Below are 16650 nucleotides of genomic sequence, written 5' to 3' on the forward strand. Positions count from 1 at the left end.
CCCTCTTATCCGGAGTTCCTTCAATGAGCCGATTCTTCGGCCAGATCCGTCAGGCTGGCTACGTCGTGCGCGACATCGAAGCCGCCATGGACTATTGGAGCCGCAAGCTCGGCATCGGCCCGTGGTTCTACAACGAGCGGGTTCCGATCCGGAACTATACCTACCGCGGCGAATCCTACGAGGTTCACAATTCGGTGGCGCTGGCCAACTCCGGTCCGCTGCAGATGGAGCTGATCCAGACCCGCAACGACGCGCCGTCGATGTACCGCGACTTCCTCCAGGCCGGGAACACCGGGTTGCAGCATGTCGCCTACTGGACCGAGGATTACGACGCCGACCTGGAGCGGCTGCTGGCCCAGGGCTTCAAGCCGGTGATGAGCGGCGAGGTCGGCGAGAAGGGCCGCTTCATCTATTTCGACACCGAATACCATCCCGGCACGGTGATCGAGCTGTCGGAGGTCGCCGGGCCGAAGGGCCGGATGTTCGACCTGATTCGCGAGGCGTCGATGGGCTGGGACGGCAGCGACCCGGTGCGGCCCTTCCCGGATCTGAGCAAGCTGTAAGGGGCGGCCACCATGCACGCCGACCGCATCGAAGCGACATACCTGATCGAAACCCCCCTCGCCCCGGGCAAGGTGGCGGAGGTGATGGCGGGGGAGCAGTCCTGCGGCACCTTCACCCGCGTCCATGGCGAAACCGACGATTTGCGCGCCCGGGCCCGCGCCATCGTCGAATCCGTCGAGAAGCTGGACGTCGCCGAGACCCCTGCCCTACCCAACAATTGGCTGGAGCGGCAGCGCAACACCGGCCCGTGGCGGCGGGCGCGCGTCACCCTCTCCTTCCCCACCGCCAACATCGGCGCCAATCTGCCGACGCTGGCGGCGACGGTGGCGGGCAACCTCTATGACCTGGGCGAGGTGACGGGGCTGCGGCTGGAGAGCCTGCGCATTCCGCAGGCCTACCGCGCACAGTTCGACCTGCCGTGCCACGGCGTCGCCGGCACAAGGCGGCTGACCGGGGTGGCGGACGGGCCGCTGGTCGGCTCCATCATCAAGCCGAATGTCGGGCTGTCGGCCGAAGAGACCGGCGAACTGGTCGGCACGCTGTGCGCCGCCGGGCTGGACTTCATCAAGGACGACGAGATCTGCGCCGATCCGGCCCATGCGCCGCTGGCCCGGCGCATCCCGGCGGTGATGGAGCGGGTGCGCCGCCACCAGGACCGCACCGGCAAGCATGTGATGGTCGCCTTCAACATCACCGACGAGACCGACGCCATGCGTCGCCACGCCGATCTGGTGGAGCGCGAGGGCGGGTCCTGCATCATGGTCAGCCTGAACTGGTGCGGCTATTCGGCGGTGCAGACCCTGCGCCGGCACAGCGGGCTGGTGCTGCACGGCCACCGCAACGGCTTCGGCGCCCTGTCGCGCCACCCGCTGCTCGGCATCGGCTTCGATGCCTATCAGGCGCTGTGGCGGCTGGCGGGGGTGGACCACATGCATGTCCACGGGCTGAACGGCAAGTTCGCCCAGCCCGACGCGGAGGTGATCGATGGGGCGCGGGCCTGTCTGGCGCCGCTGGCGGCGGATGCGCCTGATAGGGGCGACGCCGTGATGCCGGCCTTCTCCTCCGGGCAATGGGCCGGCACGGTGCCGGTCACCTGGGGGGCGGTGGGGACGGCGGACCTGCTGTTCATGTCCGGCGGCGGCATCATGGCCCATCCCGATGGCCCGGCGGCCGGCGTGCTGAGCATCCGGCAGGCCTGGGACGCCGTGCGGGCCGGGCGCAGCCTGGATGACGCGGCGAGGGAGCTGCCGGAATTGCGGCGGTCGTTGGACTTCTTCGGAAAGAAGGGGTGAGGCCATGGCGGCGATCCCGAAGCTCGGCTGGTACGGCGACGACTTCACCGGGGCGACCGACACGCTGGCCGCGCTGGCGAAGGCCGGGCAGCGGGCGCTGCTGTTCCTCGACGTGCCGGATGTCGCCCGGCTGGGAGAAGCCCAGAGGGATGCCGGTGGGCCGCTCGATGCCGTCGGCATCGCCGGAGCGGCGCGCAGCATGGCGCCCGAGGCGATGCGGGCGGAGCTGGAGCCGGTCGGCCGCTTCTTCGCAGCACTCGGCGTGGCGGTGATGCACTACAAATGCTGCTCCACCTTCGACAGCGCGCCCGATGTCGGCAGCATCGGCGAGGCGGTGCGGACGCTGGCGCCGCATTTTCCCAACCGCTTCCGGCCGGTGGTGGGCGGGCAGCCGAACATCGGGCGCTATTGCCTGTTCAGCACGCTGTTCGCCGCTGCGGGCACCGGCGGTGCGGTGCATCGCGTCGACCGCCACCCGACGATGAGCGTGCATCCCGTCACGCCGATGGCCGAGGCCGACCTGCGCCGGCACCTTGCGGCCCAGGGGCTGGAGGGGATGGCGGCGCTGCATCTCCCGGACTATGGGTTGAGCGGCGATGCGCTCGCCCGGCTGATGGACCGGCTGATGGCGGAACGGCCGCCAGCGATGCTGCTGGACGTGTCGCGCAGTGAGGATCTGGCGATCGTCGGGCGGCTGATCTGGGAGCGGGCGGTGGAGGCTCCGCTGCTGGCGGTCGGGCCGAGCAGCGTGGCGCAGGCGCTCGTCGCGCACTGGAACGCCGGCTCTGCCGGTCGGGTGGCGGAGGAGGTGCCGCTGGGTGCGACGGACTCTCCGGTGTTCCTGATGGCGGGCAGCCTGTCGCCGGTGACGCGGCGGCAGGTGGAGGCGGCGGGGTCCTACACGCGGATCCAGGCCGACGCGGCGGCGCTGTGCGGCGATCCGGGGTATGCGGAGAGATTGCTGGGAGAGGTGGCGGCGTCGTTGACGGCCGGGCGTCACACGCTGGTCTGGACGGCACCGGCGGAAGCCGGGACGGCGGACACCGCCCAGGCCGGGCGGGTCGCGGCGGCGACGGCGGACTTTGTCGCGGCGGTGCTGCGGCGGGTGGCCCTGCGCCGGGTCGGGATCGCCGGCGGCGATACCTCCAGCCTCGCCGTGCGGGCGCTGGGATGCTGGGGATTGTCCTACCGCTGCACGCTGGCGCCGGGGGTCACCGTCAGCAGGACCCATGCCGACGATCCGGCGGTGAATGGGCTGGAGCTGATGCTGAAAGGCGGGCAGATGGGCGGCGAGGATCTGTTCGAGCGGTTGCTTTCCCCCTCTCCCCCCCGGGGAGAGGGGCGGGGTGAGGGGGATGCACTGCGTGGCTATCCCGAGAATCCTCGCCGCGCATCCCCCTCACCCTAACCCTCTCCCCGGGGGGGAGAGGGGACTCCTCCGGGGTTGGTGGTCCTCACACCGCGGCAGTCACCACCACTTCGATCAGGATTTCCGGCTTGCCGAGATCGGCGACGCCGATGGTGGCGCGGGCCGGCAGGTCGTTGCCGTCCAGCCAGGACAGCCAAGCGTCATTCATCTCGTCCTTCAGGCTCATGTTGGTGATGAAGAGCTGGGCGGACAGCAGCCTGGTCTTGTCGCTGCCGGCCAGCGCCAGCACCTGGTCGAGCTTGCCGCAGATCTGCGTGACCTGGCCGCCCATGCCGACGCTGACGTCGTCGGCGATGATGCCGCCGAGATAGGCCGTGCCGTTGTTGACGACGACGCGGTGCATGATCTTGGTCTTCTCGATGCGCTTGATCACGGGAAACTGCTCCTTGGCTTTGAAAAGAACTCAGGGGGTGATGGAGAAATCGACGTAGCGGGCGGCGATGCGCGCCAGCGTGCCGTCCTGAACGACCGCGCGGATCGCCTCGTCGAAGGACTGCTTCAGGCTTGTGTCCTCCTTGCGCAGCCCGACGCCGATGCCGGGGCCGAACACCTCGGCGTCGATCACCGGCTGGCCGACCAGCTTGACCGACTTGCCGCCATCGCCCTTCACCCAGGCGGAAGCGGTGGCGCCGGTGGTGATGGCGGCGTCGAGCCGCCCGGCCTTCAGGTCGGCCAGCAGGTTGGAGGCGGTGTCGTAGGTCTTCAGCGTCGCGTCGCTGCCGAGATGCTTCTCGACATAGCGGGAATGGGTGGTGGAGACCTGGGCGCCGATGGTCCTGCCGCGCAGGCTGGCCGGCGAGCCGTCGATGGCCGAGGTGGCCGGCACCACGAAATAGGCCGGCACCACCATGTAGGGGGTGGAGAAGCCGATGGCCTTCGCCCGCTCCGGCGTGATGTTCATCGTCGCCATGATGGCGTCGTACTTCTTCGCCAGCAGGCCCGGAATGATGCCGTCCCATTCCTGCGCCACGACGGTGCAGGGACGCTTCATCCGTTCGCACAGCGCATTGGCGAGATCGACCTCCAGCCCCGCCACCTTGCCGTCGGGCTGGGTGAAGTTGAAGGGCGGATAGGCGCCCTCGGTGGCGATGCGGATCTCCTGCGCCGCGGCGACGCCGCCGGACGCAAGCAAGAGGAGGGCGGCAACGCCCGTGACGAGGCGCTTCATGGCAGGCTCCGGAAATGGCGAAGGTGGGTGGGGTTAGAGGCCCGCGACGACCACGATCTCGACCAGGATCGACGGGTCGGCGAGGCGGGCCTCGACCGTCGCGCGGGCCGGCGGGTTGGCCTTGTCGACCCAGGCGTCCCAGGCGGCGTTCATCTCGGGGAAGGTGGCGATGTCGGCGAGATAGACCGTGGCGGTCAGGATGCCGCTCTTCGACGTGCCGGCCTGGGCCAGCAGGGCGTCGATCTGGCGCAGCACGTCGCGGGTCTGCGCCTCGACCGTGGTGGACCCGTCGTCGACGATCTGGCCGGCGAGATAGACGGTGTCCTTGTGGATGACCATGTCGCAGAGCCGCGGGGTCAGGTGGAAGCGCTGGATCGTCACGGGTTCGATGCTCCAAAGGGTCAGGCGGCGAAGCGGCCGACGCGGAAGGGGGCGATGGGCAGGTCGGTGGACCCGCCGGTGATCAGGTCGGCGGTGATGCGCCCGACAATAGGGCCAAGCTGGAAGCCGTGCGCGGAGAAACCGAAGGAATGGTAGAGATCCGGCTCGGTGCCGCTGGGGCCGATCACCGGGATCTGGTCCGGCATCCGCGCCTCGATCCCCGCCCAGGCGCGGACGATGGTGGCGCCGCGCATGCACGGGAACAGGTCCCACACCGTGCGGGCATTCACCGACACCTGCGAGAAGTCCAGCTCCGTCCGGTTCTCGTCGCGCACCGCCCGGCCGAGCAGCCCGCCGCCGATCAGCACGGTGCCGTTGGGGAACTGCTTGAAGGACAGGGTGCGGCCGGTCGCCCCGACCACCGGCTTGATGAAGGGCGCGACGCGGGCGGTGATCATCAGCATGGGGGCGATGACCTCCAGCGGCACGGGCTCTCCCACCTGGGCGGCGATGCGGTCGGCCCAGGCGCCGGCGGCGTTCACCACCACCGGCGCTTCGAAGCGGGCACCGTCGGCGGTCTCCACGGTCCACAGGCCGTTCTTGCGGGACAGCCGCGTCACCGTCCCGCCCTCCTGGAAGCGGGCACCGAGCGCGATGGCCTTGCGGCGGAAGGCAAAGGTGGTGCGGAAGGGGATCGCCGCCCCATCGCCGCGCGACACCAGGGCGCCGACGCAGTGGTCGGCGATGGCCGGCACCAGCGAGCGCAGTTCGTCCCGACCGACCACCTCCTCGTGGGTGAAGCCCAGCGCGTTCAGTTCGGCGACGCGGGCGTGCGAGGTCGCCAGTTCCGCCTCGCTCTCCGCCACCTTGATCTGGCCGTGGCTTTCGAAGCCGCAATCGTCGTCCACCAGATCGCGGATGCCGTGCCACAGCGCCATCGAGGCGACGGACAGCGGCACCTCGGCGACATGGCGGCCGAGCTGGCGCACACCGCCCGCATTGACGCCGGAGGCGTGGCGGGCGACATGGTCCTTTTCCAGCACCAGCACGCGGACGCCGCGCATCGACAGGTGCAGCGCCGCGGAGCAGCCGTGCAGGCCGCCGCCGATGACGATGACGTCCGGTTTTGGGGAGGCGGTCGCGGTCATCGGGCGCCTCCGGTCAATGCTTGAAGACGGCGTCGATGTCGGCGTCGGTCTTCGGCAGGGCGGCCAGTTCGGCGAGCGTGATCGGCTTCACCGGCGGGCGCAGCCGGTAATAGCCGACATCCGCCGGGGAGACGCCGCGCTCCGCCGCGATGACCTCGGTCACCGTCGGGCCGCAGAGCCGGCCCTGGCACGGACCCATGCCGCAGCGCAGGAAGCTCTTGGCCTGGTTGGGGCCGGAGCAGCCGAGCCGCACCGCCTCGCGCACCGCACCGGCGGTGATCTCCTCGCAGCGGCAGACGATGGTGTCGTCGGCCGGCGCGCGGAAGGCTTCCGCCGGGGTGTAGAGCGTGTCGAGGAAGGCGCGGCCGGTCAGCGCGCGGTCGAGTGCTGCGCGATGGGGAACCGCCAGCTGGTCGCGCTGCTCGCGCCCGATGCGGCCGAGCCGGTGCAGGGCGTCGAGGGCGGCCAGCCGGCCGGCCTCCGCCGCCGCGCGGGCGCCGCCGATGCCGGCGCCGTCACCGGCCAGCGACACGCCCTCGACCGAGGTGGCGCCCCATTCGTCGGTGGTCGGACGCCAGCAGCGCTGCTGCTCGTCCCAGCGCTGGGCGCAGCCGGTGGCGTTGGCGAGGTTCAGGTTGGGGACGACGCCGTGATGCAGCAGCAGCGTGTCGGCGGGCAGCCGGTGCTCGGCGCCGTTGCGGGTGTAGACGACGCTCTTCAAGGCGCTGTCCCCGCCGATGGCACCTTCGGCGCGCAAGGCGGTGACGTTGCCGATGACGGTCAGCTTGCGCCGGACCTCCAGCATCAGCTTCATGCCCTTGCCGAGGTAAGGCGAGCGCAGGAATCCCGGCAGCAGCGGCAGGGCGGCGCGCCAGTTCTCCTTCGGTGTGGTGTCGAGGATGGCGTCGATGCGGACGCCGGCCTGGAGATACTGCCAAGCCAGCAGCCAGAGCAGCGGGCCGCTGCCCGCCATCACCGTGGCGCCCGACGGCACGAGGCCGGAGGTCTTCAGCAACACCTGCGCCGCACCGGCACCCAGCACGCCCGGCAGGGTCCAGCCGGGGATCGGGAAGGGCCGCTCCAGGGCGCCGGTCGCCAGGATGACGTGGCGGACGGTCAGCATGGATGCGGCGCCGTTGCGCGACAGGCCGATCTGGATCGGGCGGTGCCCGTCGGCCACGTCCTCGCGCGGGCGGGCGACGCTCCACACGATGGTGCCGGGCCAGTGGACGGCGCCGCTGTCGCGCAGCGGACCCAGCAGCTCGGCGCCATGCCAATAGTCGGGGCCGAGCACCTTGCGGTCGCGCACCGGGGTTTCGGTGACGGCGCGGTAGATCTGGCCGCCGGGTTCCGCCTGCTCGTCGAGCAGGACGACCGACGCGCCCTTCGACGCGGCCAGCGCCGCGGCGGCGAGGCCGGCGGGACCGGAGCCGACGACGGCGATGTCGAAGTCAAACTTGGGGGCGCTCATCGCTCGACCTCGCGCTTGCCGTTCTGGGTTTCCACCGCCATGCCCGGAGCCACGCGGACCTGACAGCCCTGGCGGTTGCCGGTGCCGTCGATGGTGACGAGGCAGTCGAAGCAGACGCCCATCATGCAGTAGGGACCGCGCGCCGCCCCGCTGACGGGGGTGGTGCGGCAGGCGGTGACGCCGTTCGCCAGCAGGGCGGCGGTGACGCTGTCGCCGGCCCGCGCGCTGGCTGGACGGCCGTCGATGGTGAAGGAAACCGTGTGCCCTGCTGCGTTGAGGGCGGTTTCGATCTCAGGCAGCCTGCGGAACATGGAACCTCCGGGCGCTGAAGGGCGTGAAGCTGTCGCCGAGGCCGCCGGCCGCGATCAGCGGCGCCAGCGTCAGCGCATGGTTGGCGGCAAGGGTGACGCCGCTGTGGCAGGTGGCGACGAAGGCGCCGGGCGCCGTCTTCGATTCCTCGTAGATCGGGAAGCCGTCCGGCGTCAGCACGCGCAGCGCCGCCCAGCTCCGCACCACGTTCAGCTTGCCCAGCAGCGGGAAGAAACGGATGGCGCGCTCTGCGATGGCCGAGGAAATGCCGGGTTGCAGCGTCGTGTCGAAGCCGACCTCCTCGAAGCTGTCGCCGATCATCACCCCGCCTTCGTCGGTCTGGCGGACATAAACGGTGGGGTGATGCAGGAAGGGGGCGGTCTTCTCGGTGACGATGACATGGCCGCGCTGCGGGCGGACGGGGGCCGACAGCCCGACCATCGGCGCCAGCCGGGCGCCGTCATGGCCGGCGGCCAGCACGATCTTGCCGGCGCGGACTTCGCCGCCTGCGGTGGTCATGCGGAAGCCGCCGTCGCGATGCTCGATGCGCTCGACCCGGTGGTTGGGACGGTAATCGACGCCCAGCAGGCCGATGCCCTTGTGCAGGGTGCGCAGGAGGCGCAGCGAGTTGCAGTGGCCGTCCAGCGGGCAATAGGTGCCGCCGACCACGTCCGGCCCGATGAAGGGCAGTTCCTTGCGCAGCGTCTCGCGGTCCATCACCTCGTAGGGGTAACGGATCATGTCGGGCTGGTTGTGCAGCCGCATCATGGTGTTGGCGCGGGCCTGCAAATCCTCTTCCGACAGCATCGGCATGAAGCCGCCGGGACGGCGGTAGGCGACGTCCAGGCCGGTCTGTTCGCGCAGCAGGTCGGCGAAGCCGCTCCAGTCGTCGGAGGACTTCTTGGTCCAGCCGGCATATTCCGGCATGCCAAGGCCCTTGCCCTGCACCCAGACCAGGGCGAAGTTGCCGCGCGACGGCCGCACGGCGATGTCGCCCTCGTCCAGCATGGCGACCGTCTGGCCGGCACGGGCGAGACCCCAGGCCATCGCCGATCCGACCAGCCCGCCGCCGATCACGGCGACGTCGTATTCTCCGCCCCGACTGGGCTGCGTCATCGTCTCCACTCCCGCCGCCGCCGCACCGTTCCCCGTGCGCATCGGCCGCCGCATTTATCGTGTGGCGCGCATCGCCCCATCCGGCACCCGCATACAGTGTCGAATATTTGACGATACGCCGTAAATCTTTGAGGTCGCGCCGGATCTGCCGGCGTTACACATGGATGTATTGCAAACTGCAGGGTTTTCTTTGCCGGAGCACCGCGGGAGTCTGTCCTATGCTCCCCGACGGTGCCCCCAAGTTCCCGTGATCCTTGCGACAGCATCGGCAGCCAACCTATAACTGTCAAATCAGATCGAAGGGGCGTTTCATGTCTGAATGTTATGATTCGGCGGGGGGTGGTGAGGTTTTGGGGGGAGACGGCCCCCCTCTCTCCCCCGGGGAGAGGGGACTAAGGCCGATTTGGGCTATGGGGCGGGCGCCATGATCAATCCGCGCCAGATCGAGGCCTTCCGCGCCGTCATGCTGACCGGCGGCATCACCGCGGCGGCGGAACTGCTGAACATCTCGCAGCCGGCGGTCAGCCGGCTGATCGGCGACCTGCAATATGCGCTGAAGCTGACCCTGTTCGAGCGGCGCGGACCGCGCATCGCGCCGACCAGCGAGGCGATCTCGCTCTATCAGGTGGTCGACCGCGCCTTCGTCGGGCTGGAACTGATCGAGCAGACGGCGCGCGACCTGACCGCGAGGCGCAGCGGGGCGCTGCGGGTGGCGGCGATGCCGGCGCTGGGGGTGGGGTTCCTGCCGCGCTATGTCGCGCGCTTCCTCAGCGACCGGCCGCGGGTGGACATCGCGCTGCGCGGCAGCACCTCGCCGATCATCCTGGACTGGGTGGCGACCGGCCAGTGCGAGCTGGGCTTCGCCCACACCCCCATCGACCATGCGGCGGTGCTGACCGAGAAGATCCACGGGATTCCCGCCGTCGCCATCCTGCCGCCCGGCCATCCGCTGGCCGCCAGGGACGTGCTGGCACCGAAGGATTTCGAGGGGGAGAGCTTCATCTCCACCACCCCGCCGGCCCTGCTGCGCTCCCGCATCGACACCATCTTCGCCGATCACGACGTGTCGCGGCTGATGCGGGTGGAAACCCAGCTGACGATGAACGCCTGCGCCATGGTGGCGGCCGGGTACGGCATGTCGATCGTCGACCCCTTCACCGCCCAGGATTATGTCCCGCACGGGCTGGTCGTCCGCCCGTTCGAGCCGCGCATCGGCTTCGACATCGCCATCCTGCGCTCCGCCCAGGTGCCGCTGTCGATGATCGCCGAGGACTTCCTGGCCGGCTTCATGGAGGAGGCGATCCGCTTCCGCGACAATTTTCTCGGGATTGGCGGCGCCTGAAAGCCCCCTCAACTCGTTCGCAGCACGGAATTATAACATTACCGGATGAATGATGGCGGGAATTCGATTTGACGGTTATGTGACCGCACCATCACCCTTGATCCATGTCCCGGGCGCGAAGCCTCAAGAAGAACAGCCCGCAGCAGACGGCCGGCAAGGTCAAATGCGGTAAAAGCGGTGCTCCGGAGCGCAATCGACATGCGGTCCGCAGATCGGGCTCCGATGAATCCGGGATCGTAAACAGGGACACAGGCTCTAGAGGAGAATGACGATGCGCTCGGTGATGTGCGGGTTGATGGCGACGGCGGCCCTGTGGTGCGGCATGGCCGCGGTGCAGACGGCCCAGGCCCAGGAAAAGACGCTCTATGTCGCCGCCTATGGCGGGTCGTTCGAGCAGACCATGCGCAAGGACATCATCCCGGCCTTCGAGAAGGCGAACGGGGTGAAGATCGAGTATGTCGCCGGCAACTCCACCGACAACCTCGCCAAGCTGCAAGCCCAGAAGGGCAACCAGCAGATCGACGTCGTCATCCTCGACGACGGCCCGATGTACCAGGCGGTGGCGCTGAACTTCTGCGCCGACCTGGAGAAGGCGCCGGTCTACGACCAGCTCTACGATCTGGCGAAGATGCCGTCGGGCAAGGCGGTCAATTTCGGCGCGGTCGGCACCGGCATCCTCTACAACAAGGCCTATTTCGACGAGAACAAGATCCCGGCCCCGACCTCGTGGAAGGACATCGAGGATCCGCGCTTCAAGAAGAAGCTGGCGATCCCGCCGATCAACAACAGCTACGGCCTGCACGCGCTGGTGATGATGGCCCGCCTGAACGGCGGCGGCGAGACCAACATCGAGCCGGGATTCAAGGAGTTCAAGGACAAGATCAACCCGAACGTGCTGGCCTACGAGCCGTCGCCGGGCAAGATGACCGAGCTGTTCCAGAGCAACCAGGCCGTCATCGCCGTCTGGGGCTCGGGCCGCGCCAAGGCGCTGGCCGACACCGGCTTCCCCGCCACCTTCGTCTATCCCAAGGAAGGCGGCATCGTGCTGGGCTCCGCCGCCTGCCAGATCGCCGGCAGCAAGAATGCGCCCGAAGCGCAGAAGTTCATCCAGCACATGCTGGGCGTCGAGGCGCAGACCGCGCTCGCCGTCAGCGCCGGCTTCGGCCCGGTGAACAAGACGGTCGAGCTGCCCGCCGAGAAGCAGGCCGGCATCCCCTACGGTCCGGAGCAGGTCGGCAAGCTGCTGGTGGTGGATTGGGACACCATCAACAAGAACCGCGAGGTCTGGAACAAGCGCTGGACCCGCGAGATCGAGCGCTGAGGTAGGGGGCTTATCCCCTCTCCCCGCTTTCGGCGGACCAAGGGTCCGCCTGTCGCGTCAGCGCAAACGAAGTTTGCGCGTGAGCGGGGGGAGAGGGGATATAGGGAAAGGGAGACGACGGCATGGCTTATCTGGTTCTCGACCAACTGACCAAGCGCTTCGGAAACTGGACGGCGGTCGACAACGTCTCGCTGACCGTTGAGAAGGGCGAACTGATTTCGCTGCTGGGGCCGTCGGGCTGCGGCAAGACCACCACCTTGCAGATGATCGCCGGCTTCCTCGACGCCGACGGCGGGCGGGTGATGCTGGACGGCCAGGATCTGCTGGCGAAGAAGCCGAACGAGCGCGGGCTGGGCATCGTCTTCCAGAGCTATGCCCTGTTCCCGCACATGACCGCGGCGGAGAACGTCGCCTTCGGGCTGGAGATGCGCAGGATCGCTCGCGCCGACCGCGACCGCATGGTCGCCGACGCGCTGAAGCTGGTCGGGCTGGAGCAGTATGGCGACCGCCACCCGCGCCGCATGTCGGGCGGCCAGCAGCAGCGCGTCGCCCTGGCGCGCGCGCTGGTGATCAAGCCGAGCCTGCTGCTGCTCGACGAGCCGCTGTCGAACCTGGACGCCAAGATGCGCGAGGAGATGCAGATCGAGCTGCGCCGCATCCAGCGCACCGTCGGCACCACCATGATCCTCGTCACCCACGACCAGTCGGAGGCGATGGCGCTGTCCGACCGCGTGGTGGTGATGAACAAGGGCCGCATCCAGCAGGTCGCCACCCCGCAGGAGGCCTACGACCACCCGGCCAACGCCTTCGTCGCCAATTTCCTCGGCCGCACCAACCTGCTGCCGGGCATGGTCGGCGGCGGGGCGGGCGGGACCGTCATCACGGTGGCCGACAGCGTCTGGCCGGTGGCGCAGCCGATGGCGGCGGGTCCGGGGGCGCTGGCCGTGCGGCCGGAAAAGATCGGCTTCGTCGATGCCGGCGGCCTCAGCGGCACCGTGCTGGCCCGCGTCTTCCAGGGCACGCAATGGCTGTTCGAGATCGAGACCGCCGCCGGCCGGCTGATGGTGATCCGCCAGCATGACGGCTCGCCCCTGCCGGCGGAGCGCGAGCGGGTGATGGTCGGCTGGCGGACGGACGACATGGCGGTGATGCCCGCCGACCGGGAGGCGGCATGAGCATGGCGGCATCCACCGATAGCCAAGTGCAGGCGACTGCCGCAAATCCCTCCACCCACGCACCGCCGCCGCGCCGGCCGCGCCGCTGGCCCTGGACGCCCTATCTGCTGAGCGCGCCGGGGCTGGCGCTGTTCGCGGTGCTGCTGCTGGTGCCGCTGGTCATGACCTTCCTGTTGTCGCTGAACAGCTTCAGCTTCTATGGCGGCATCGAGAATGTCTGGCAGATCGGCAACTATGCCGACATCATCGCCGACAGCTACTTCCACGAGGTGTTCCTGCGCACCTTCCGCATCGCCGCGGTGGTGACGCTGCTCTGCGCGCTGTTCGGCGCGCCGGAGGCCTACATCCTGCGGCGGATGAAGTCGCCCTGGCGGGGCCTGTGCCTGCTGATCGTGCTGGGGCCGCTGCTGATCTCGGTGGTGTCGCGCACGCTGGGCTGGGCGCTGCTGTTCGGCTCGACCGGGCTGGTCAACCAGGGGCTGATGGCGATGGGGCTGATCGCGACGCCCATCGAGTTCATGTACACCGAGACCGGCGTCATCATCGCGCTGACCCATGTGCTGGTGCCCTTCATGGTGCTGTCGGTCTGGGCCTCGCTCCAGCGGCTCGACCCGCAGGTGGAGAATGCGGCGCTGTCGCTGGGCGCCGGGCCGCTGACGGTGATGCGCCGGGTGGTGCTGCCGCAGATCGTGCCGGGCATCCTGTCGGGCTCGATCATCGTCTTCGCGCTGGCGGCCAGCGCCTTCGCCACCCCGGCGATCATCGGCGGGCGGCGGCTGAAGGTGGCGGCGACGCTCGCCTATGACGAGTTCCTGAACACGCTGAACTGGCCCTTGGGCGCCACGGTGGCGGTGCTGCTGCTGATCGCCAACGTCGTCATCATCGTCGGCTGCAACCGGCTGGTCGAACGTCGCTACAAACAGGTGTTCGAATGAACCGCAACGGCCCGATCGCGCTGATCTTCCATGTCCTGTTCCTGGGATTTCTGCTGGCGCCGATCCTGATCGTCTGCGCGGTGGCCTTCACCTCGCAGGGCTACCTGTCGCTGCCGACCGAGGGGCTGTCGCTGCGCTGGTTCCGCGCCATCGGCGACAATCCGGAATTCATCCGCGCCTTCAAGGACAGTTTGCTGCTGGGGGCGGTGTCCTCCACCCTGGCGATCCTGGTGGCGGTGCCGGCCGCACTCGCCATCGCGCGCCACCAGTTCTTCGGGCGCGAGGCGATCCAGGCGCTGTTCCTGTCGCCGCTGATGGTGCCGCACATCGTGCTCGGCATCGCCTTCCTGCGCTTCTTCACCATGATCGGGCTGGGCGGCACCTTCGCCGGGCTGGTGCTGAGCCATGTCATCATCATCCTGCCCTTCGCGCTGCGGCTGATCCTGGCGGCGTCCACCGGCATGGACCGGGCGGTGGAGAACGCCGCCGCCTCGCTGGGTGCCTCCTCCTGGACCTGCTTCCGCCGGGTGACGCTGCCGCTGATCCTGCCGGGTGTGGCGAGCGGCTGGGTGCTGGCCTTCATCAACAGCTTCGACGAGGTGACGATGACCGTCTTCATCGCCTCGCCGGAGACCACCACCCTGCCCGTCCGCCTGTTCCTCTACATCCAGGACAACATCGACCCGCTGGTCGCGGCGGTGTCGGCGGTGCTGATCTTCCTGACCGTGGCCGCCATGCTGGTGCTCGACCGCGTCTATGGGCTGGAGCGGCTGCTGGTCGGCAAGGGCCGCGACTGACGGCGGCGCTTCTTCCTCAAGGTTTCCTCCCTGGACTGCCCCGCACCTGCCCGGTGCGGGGTTTTTTTTGCGCGGCATCGGAGCCGTTCCGCCGATGGTTGAGAGCGCAAATGATTCGCCTGCGCCATTTTCTGTGTTGACCGCAGGGGGCATGCGGACGTACTTTTAACCAGCCGGTTAAAACATAGCGACCGCCACACTGGTCGCCCCGAGCCCGCCGGCCGGAGGAGACGCATGGAACCCCGCTCTCGCTCGGGCGCAGCATTGCGCCTGCTCAATTCCGACTGGGTCCGCCCCATCCTGCTGATGGTCATCCTGCTGGTTCTGTGGGATCTGTCGGTCCGGGTGTTCGGCGTGCCGGCCTATCTCGTGCCGAAGCCCGGCGACGTCGTGCTGGCGATGATCGACGAATGGCCGCGCCTGCTGGCTGAATCCGTCCCGACCTTCACGGCCACGCTCGGCGGCTTCGCGCTGTCGGTGCTGTTCGGCATTCCCATCGCGATGCTGATCGCCGGATCGCGCGTGGTCGAAGCCTATGTCTACCCGCTGCTGGTCTTCTCGCAGTCGATCCCCAAGGTCGCCATCGCGCCGCTGTTCGTGGTGTGGTTCGGCTTCGGCCTGATGCCGAAGGTGATCGCCGCCTTCCTGCTCGGCTTCTTCCCGGTCGTCGTCTCGGCGGTGCAGGGCTTCAAGTCGGTGGATGGCGAGATGATGGATCTGGCCCGCTCGATGAAGGCGTCGCGCCTGCAGACCTTCCAGATGGTCAGCCTGCCGCATGCGCTGCCGGCGATCTTCGCCGGGCTGAAGGTCTCCATCACGCTGGCGGTGGTGGGGGCGGTGGTCGGCGAATTCGTCGGCTCCAACTCCGGCATCGGCTTCGTCCTGCAACGCTCCATCGGCAATTTCGAACTGCCCTTGATGTTCGCGGCGCTGACCGTGCTGGCGCTGATGGGCGTCGTGCTGTTCTGGGTGATCGACGTGGTCGAGCGCTTCGCCATTCCCTGGCACGCCAGCCAGCGCAACAAGTTCGGACCGGCTGCCTAACCGCGCTTTCAAAACACAATTCACCGACAAGAACCCCGACGCCGCACAACGCAGGCCGACGGGGCGATCCACCACCCATGGGAGGACTCAAGGTCGTGATAAAGAAAGCCATCGTCGCGGCGCTCTGCGCCTTTGCCGCCTCCACCGCCATCTCCACCTTGCCGGCGCAGGCCGCCGACAAGGTGACGCTGATGCTGAACTGGTACGTCTATGGCGAGCACGCGCCCTTCTATTACGGCAAGGACAAGGGGCTCTACGAGGCCGAGGGCATCGACCTGGAAATCCAGGAGGGCCGCGGCTCGGCGGTGACGACGCAGCTCGTCGCCAGCAAGGGCGTCACCTTCGGCTATGTCGACGTGCCGACCATGATCAAGGCGGCGATGAAGGGCGCGCCGGTGACCTCGCCGGGCGTGCTGCTGCAGACCAGCCCGATGTCGGCGATGGGCTTCACCGAGAAGAACATCCGCAAGCCGGAGGACATCAGGAACCGCATCGTCGCCATGACGCCGGGCGACAGCATGTCCCAGATCTGGCCGCTGTTCCTGAAGAAGACCGGCCTGAAGGAGCGTGACTTCGAAGTGGTGTCGGGCGACGCCCAGACCAAGCTGAACGCCGTCATCAACGGACAGGCCGATCTGCTGCTGGGCTATGTCATGGACCAGAGCATGAAGATCAAGGATGCCACCGGCAAGTCGGTGACGCCGATCCGCTTCGCCGATTACGGCGTCAACATGGTCTCCTCCGGCATCATCGCCAACACCGACACGCTGAAGAGCAACCCGGACCTCGTCCGCCGCTTCATGGCCGCCACCACCAAGGCGGTGGAGGAAGCCGAGAAGGCGCCGAAGGAGGCCGCGGCGGCGATCCTGAAAGCCAACCCGAAGGGCGGCAAGCCCGACACGCTCCAGGAAGGCTTCGAGCTGACCATCCCGCTCTACCGCACCAAGGAGACGGAGAAGCTGCGGCCCTTCCAGGTCACCGACGCCAACATGAAGGAGACGGTGGATCTGCTGGTCGAATATGGCGGGCTCGACGCCTCGGCCAAGGAGAACCCGAAGCGCTTCTACAGCCGCGACTTCCTGCCGCCCGACCCGGCCGCCGCCGCGGTGAACGCCGCGGCGAAGTAAACCACCTTGGACCCCGCACGGAGCGACGAGG

The 16650-nt window shown here is 68.6% G+C and carries 17 protein-coding genes; 10 read left to right on the top strand and 7 right to left on the bottom strand.

What is annotated here, in order from left to right:
- Positions 1–23 precede the first annotated feature (23 nt).
- The 3 genes from J2848_RS25790 to J2848_RS25800 are packed head-to-tail and all read left to right on the top strand — an operon-like array spanning position 24 to position 3264.
- Entirely contained in the window at positions 24–563 is a 540-nt protein-coding gene (locus tag J2848_RS25790; protein ID WP_149235107.1) for a VOC family protein, read from the top strand.
- A 12-nt stretch (positions 564–575) separates the two neighbouring features.
- Positions 576–1856, top strand: a complete 1281-nt coding sequence (locus tag J2848_RS25795; protein WP_149235106.1) for a ribulose-bisphosphate carboxylase large subunit family protein — start codon at positions 576–578, stop codon at positions 1854–1856.
- Between the two features lie 4 nt (positions 1857–1860).
- Entirely contained in the window at positions 1861–3264 is a 1404-nt protein-coding gene (locus J2848_RS25800) for a four-carbon acid sugar kinase family protein (RefSeq protein WP_253568743.1), read from the top strand.
- Between the two features lie 46 nt (positions 3265–3310).
- On the opposite strand, the gene J2848_RS25805 is transcribed toward J2848_RS25800, so the two are convergent.
- Genes J2848_RS25805 through J2848_RS25835 form a run of 7 tightly spaced genes read right to left on the bottom strand, consistent with a single transcriptional unit; the run spans position 3311 to position 8878 of the window.
- Positions 3311–3658, bottom strand: coding sequence for a RidA family protein (locus J2848_RS25805; RefSeq protein ID WP_149235645.1), 348 nt, complete (start codon positions 3656–3658; stop codon positions 3311–3313).
- 30 nt (positions 3659–3688) lie between these two features.
- Entirely contained in the window at positions 3689–4453 is a 765-nt protein-coding gene (locus J2848_RS25810; RefSeq protein ID WP_149235646.1) for a transporter substrate-binding domain-containing protein, read from the bottom strand.
- Between the two features lie 33 nt (positions 4454–4486).
- Positions 4487–4834, bottom strand: a complete 348-nt coding sequence (locus J2848_RS25815; protein ID WP_149235647.1) for a RidA family protein — start codon at positions 4832–4834, stop codon at positions 4487–4489.
- A gap of 20 nt (positions 4835–4854) precedes the next feature.
- Positions 4855–5982: an NAD(P)/FAD-dependent oxidoreductase gene (locus J2848_RS25820; RefSeq protein ID WP_149235648.1), complete on the bottom strand. Its 1128-nt coding sequence runs from the start codon at positions 5980–5982 to the stop codon at positions 4855–4857.
- A gap of 13 nt (positions 5983–5995) precedes the next feature.
- Positions 5996–7453, bottom strand: coding sequence for an FAD/NAD(P)-dependent oxidoreductase (locus J2848_RS25825; RefSeq protein WP_149235649.1), 1458 nt, complete (start codon positions 7451–7453; stop codon positions 5996–5998).
- Positions 7450–7764: a (2Fe-2S)-binding protein gene (locus J2848_RS25830; RefSeq protein ID WP_109450915.1), complete on the bottom strand. Its 315-nt coding sequence runs from the start codon at positions 7762–7764 to the stop codon at positions 7450–7452. Before J2848_RS25830 ends, J2848_RS25825 begins: the two co-directional genes overlap by 4 nt.
- The gene (locus J2848_RS25835) at positions 7745–8878 is read right to left on the bottom strand and encodes an NAD(P)/FAD-dependent oxidoreductase (RefSeq protein ID WP_149235650.1); all 1134 of its coding nucleotides are present in this window, start codon (positions 8876–8878) and stop codon (positions 7745–7747) included. The genes J2848_RS25830 and J2848_RS25835 overlap by 20 nt, the downstream gene beginning before the upstream one ends.
- Before the next feature lie 424 nt (positions 8879–9302).
- Between J2848_RS25835 and J2848_RS25840 the strand changes: the two genes are divergently transcribed.
- From J2848_RS25840 to J2848_RS25870, 7 genes are all read left to right on the top strand, one after another.
- Positions 9303–10220 (top strand): LysR substrate-binding domain-containing protein, encoded by a 918-nt coding sequence (locus J2848_RS25840; protein WP_109452273.1) that lies wholly within the window; start codon positions 9303–9305, stop codon positions 10218–10220.
- Between the two features lie 271 nt (positions 10221–10491).
- Entirely contained in the window at positions 10492–11541 is a 1050-nt protein-coding gene (locus tag J2848_RS25845; RefSeq protein ID WP_109095745.1) for an ABC transporter substrate-binding protein, read from the top strand.
- Positions 11542–11663: 122 nt separating this feature from the next.
- Positions 11664–12716: an ABC transporter ATP-binding protein gene (locus J2848_RS25850; RefSeq protein ID WP_149235651.1), complete on the top strand. Its 1053-nt coding sequence runs from the start codon at positions 11664–11666 to the stop codon at positions 12714–12716.
- Between the two features lie 2 nt (positions 12717–12718).
- Positions 12719–13651, top strand: coding sequence for an ABC transporter permease (locus J2848_RS25855; RefSeq protein WP_246194543.1), 933 nt, complete (start codon positions 12719–12721; stop codon positions 13649–13651).
- A complete protein-coding gene (locus J2848_RS25860; RefSeq protein WP_109049671.1) occupies positions 13648–14448 on the top strand; it encodes an ABC transporter permease in 801 nt (266 codons plus the stop codon). The genes J2848_RS25855 and J2848_RS25860 overlap by 4 nt, the downstream gene beginning before the upstream one ends.
- A gap of 234 nt (positions 14449–14682) precedes the next feature.
- Entirely contained in the window at positions 14683–15492 is an 810-nt protein-coding gene (locus tag J2848_RS25865) for an ABC transporter permease (RefSeq protein ID WP_149235653.1), read from the top strand.
- 95 nt (positions 15493–15587) lie between these two features.
- Positions 15588–16619 carry an ABC transporter substrate-binding protein gene (locus J2848_RS25870; protein ID WP_211103378.1) on the top strand — a complete coding sequence of 344 codons (1032 nt, stop codon included), beginning with the start codon at positions 15588–15590 and terminating at the stop codon, positions 16617–16619.
- Positions 16620–16650 lie beyond the last annotated feature (31 nt).

It is taken from the genome of Azospirillum lipoferum (assembly GCF_024170005.1).
Classification (GTDB): Bacteria; Pseudomonadota; Alphaproteobacteria; order Azospirillales; family Azospirillaceae; genus Azospirillum; species Azospirillum lipoferum.

What these genes read in the sequence shown, in the direction of transcription:
- J2848_RS25800 (WP_253568743.1), top strand. Translation starts at nt 1,861, where the DNA reads ATGGCGGCGATCCCGAAGCTCGGCTGGTACGGCGACGACTTCACCGGG.
- J2848_RS25840 (WP_109452273.1), top strand. Translation starts at nt 9,303, where the DNA reads ATGATCAATCCGCGCCAGATCGAGGCCTTCCGCGCCGTCATGCTGACC.
- J2848_RS25845 (WP_109095745.1), top strand. Translation starts at nt 10,492, where the DNA reads ATGCGCTCGGTGATGTGCGGGTTGATGGCGACGGCGGCCCTGTGGTGC.
- J2848_RS25855 (WP_246194543.1), top strand. Translation starts at nt 12,719, where the DNA reads ATGGCGGCATCCACCGATAGCCAAGTGCAGGCGACTGCCGCAAATCCC.
- J2848_RS25860 (WP_109049671.1), top strand. Translation starts at nt 13,648, where the DNA reads ATGAACCGCAACGGCCCGATCGCGCTGATCTTCCATGTCCTGTTCCTG.
- J2848_RS25825 (WP_149235649.1), bottom strand. Translation starts at nt 7,453, where the DNA reads ATGAGCGCCCCCAAGTTTGACTTCGACATCGCCGTCGTCGGCTCCGGT.
- J2848_RS25795 (WP_149235106.1), top strand. Translation starts at nt 576, where the DNA reads ATGCACGCCGACCGCATCGAAGCGACATACCTGATCGAAACCCCCCTC.
- J2848_RS25865 (WP_149235653.1), top strand. Translation starts at nt 14,683, where the DNA reads ATGGAACCCCGCTCTCGCTCGGGCGCAGCATTGCGCCTGCTCAATTCC.
- J2848_RS25830 (WP_109450915.1), bottom strand. Translation starts at nt 7,764, where the DNA reads ATGTTCCGCAGGCTGCCTGAGATCGAAACCGCCCTCAACGCAGCAGGG.
- J2848_RS25810 (WP_149235646.1), bottom strand. Translation starts at nt 4,453, where the DNA reads ATGAAGCGCCTCGTCACGGGCGTTGCCGCCCTCCTCTTGCTTGCGTCC.
- J2848_RS25820 (WP_149235648.1), bottom strand. Translation starts at nt 5,982, where the DNA reads ATGACCGCGACCGCCTCCCCAAAACCGGACGTCATCGTCATCGGCGGC.
- J2848_RS25790 (WP_149235107.1), top strand. Translation starts at nt 24, where the DNA reads ATGAGCCGATTCTTCGGCCAGATCCGTCAGGCTGGCTACGTCGTGCGC.
- J2848_RS25850 (WP_149235651.1), top strand. Translation starts at nt 11,664, where the DNA reads ATGGCTTATCTGGTTCTCGACCAACTGACCAAGCGCTTCGGAAACTGG.
- J2848_RS25835 (WP_149235650.1), bottom strand. Translation starts at nt 8,878, where the DNA reads ATGACGCAGCCCAGTCGGGGCGGAGAATACGACGTCGCCGTGATCGGC.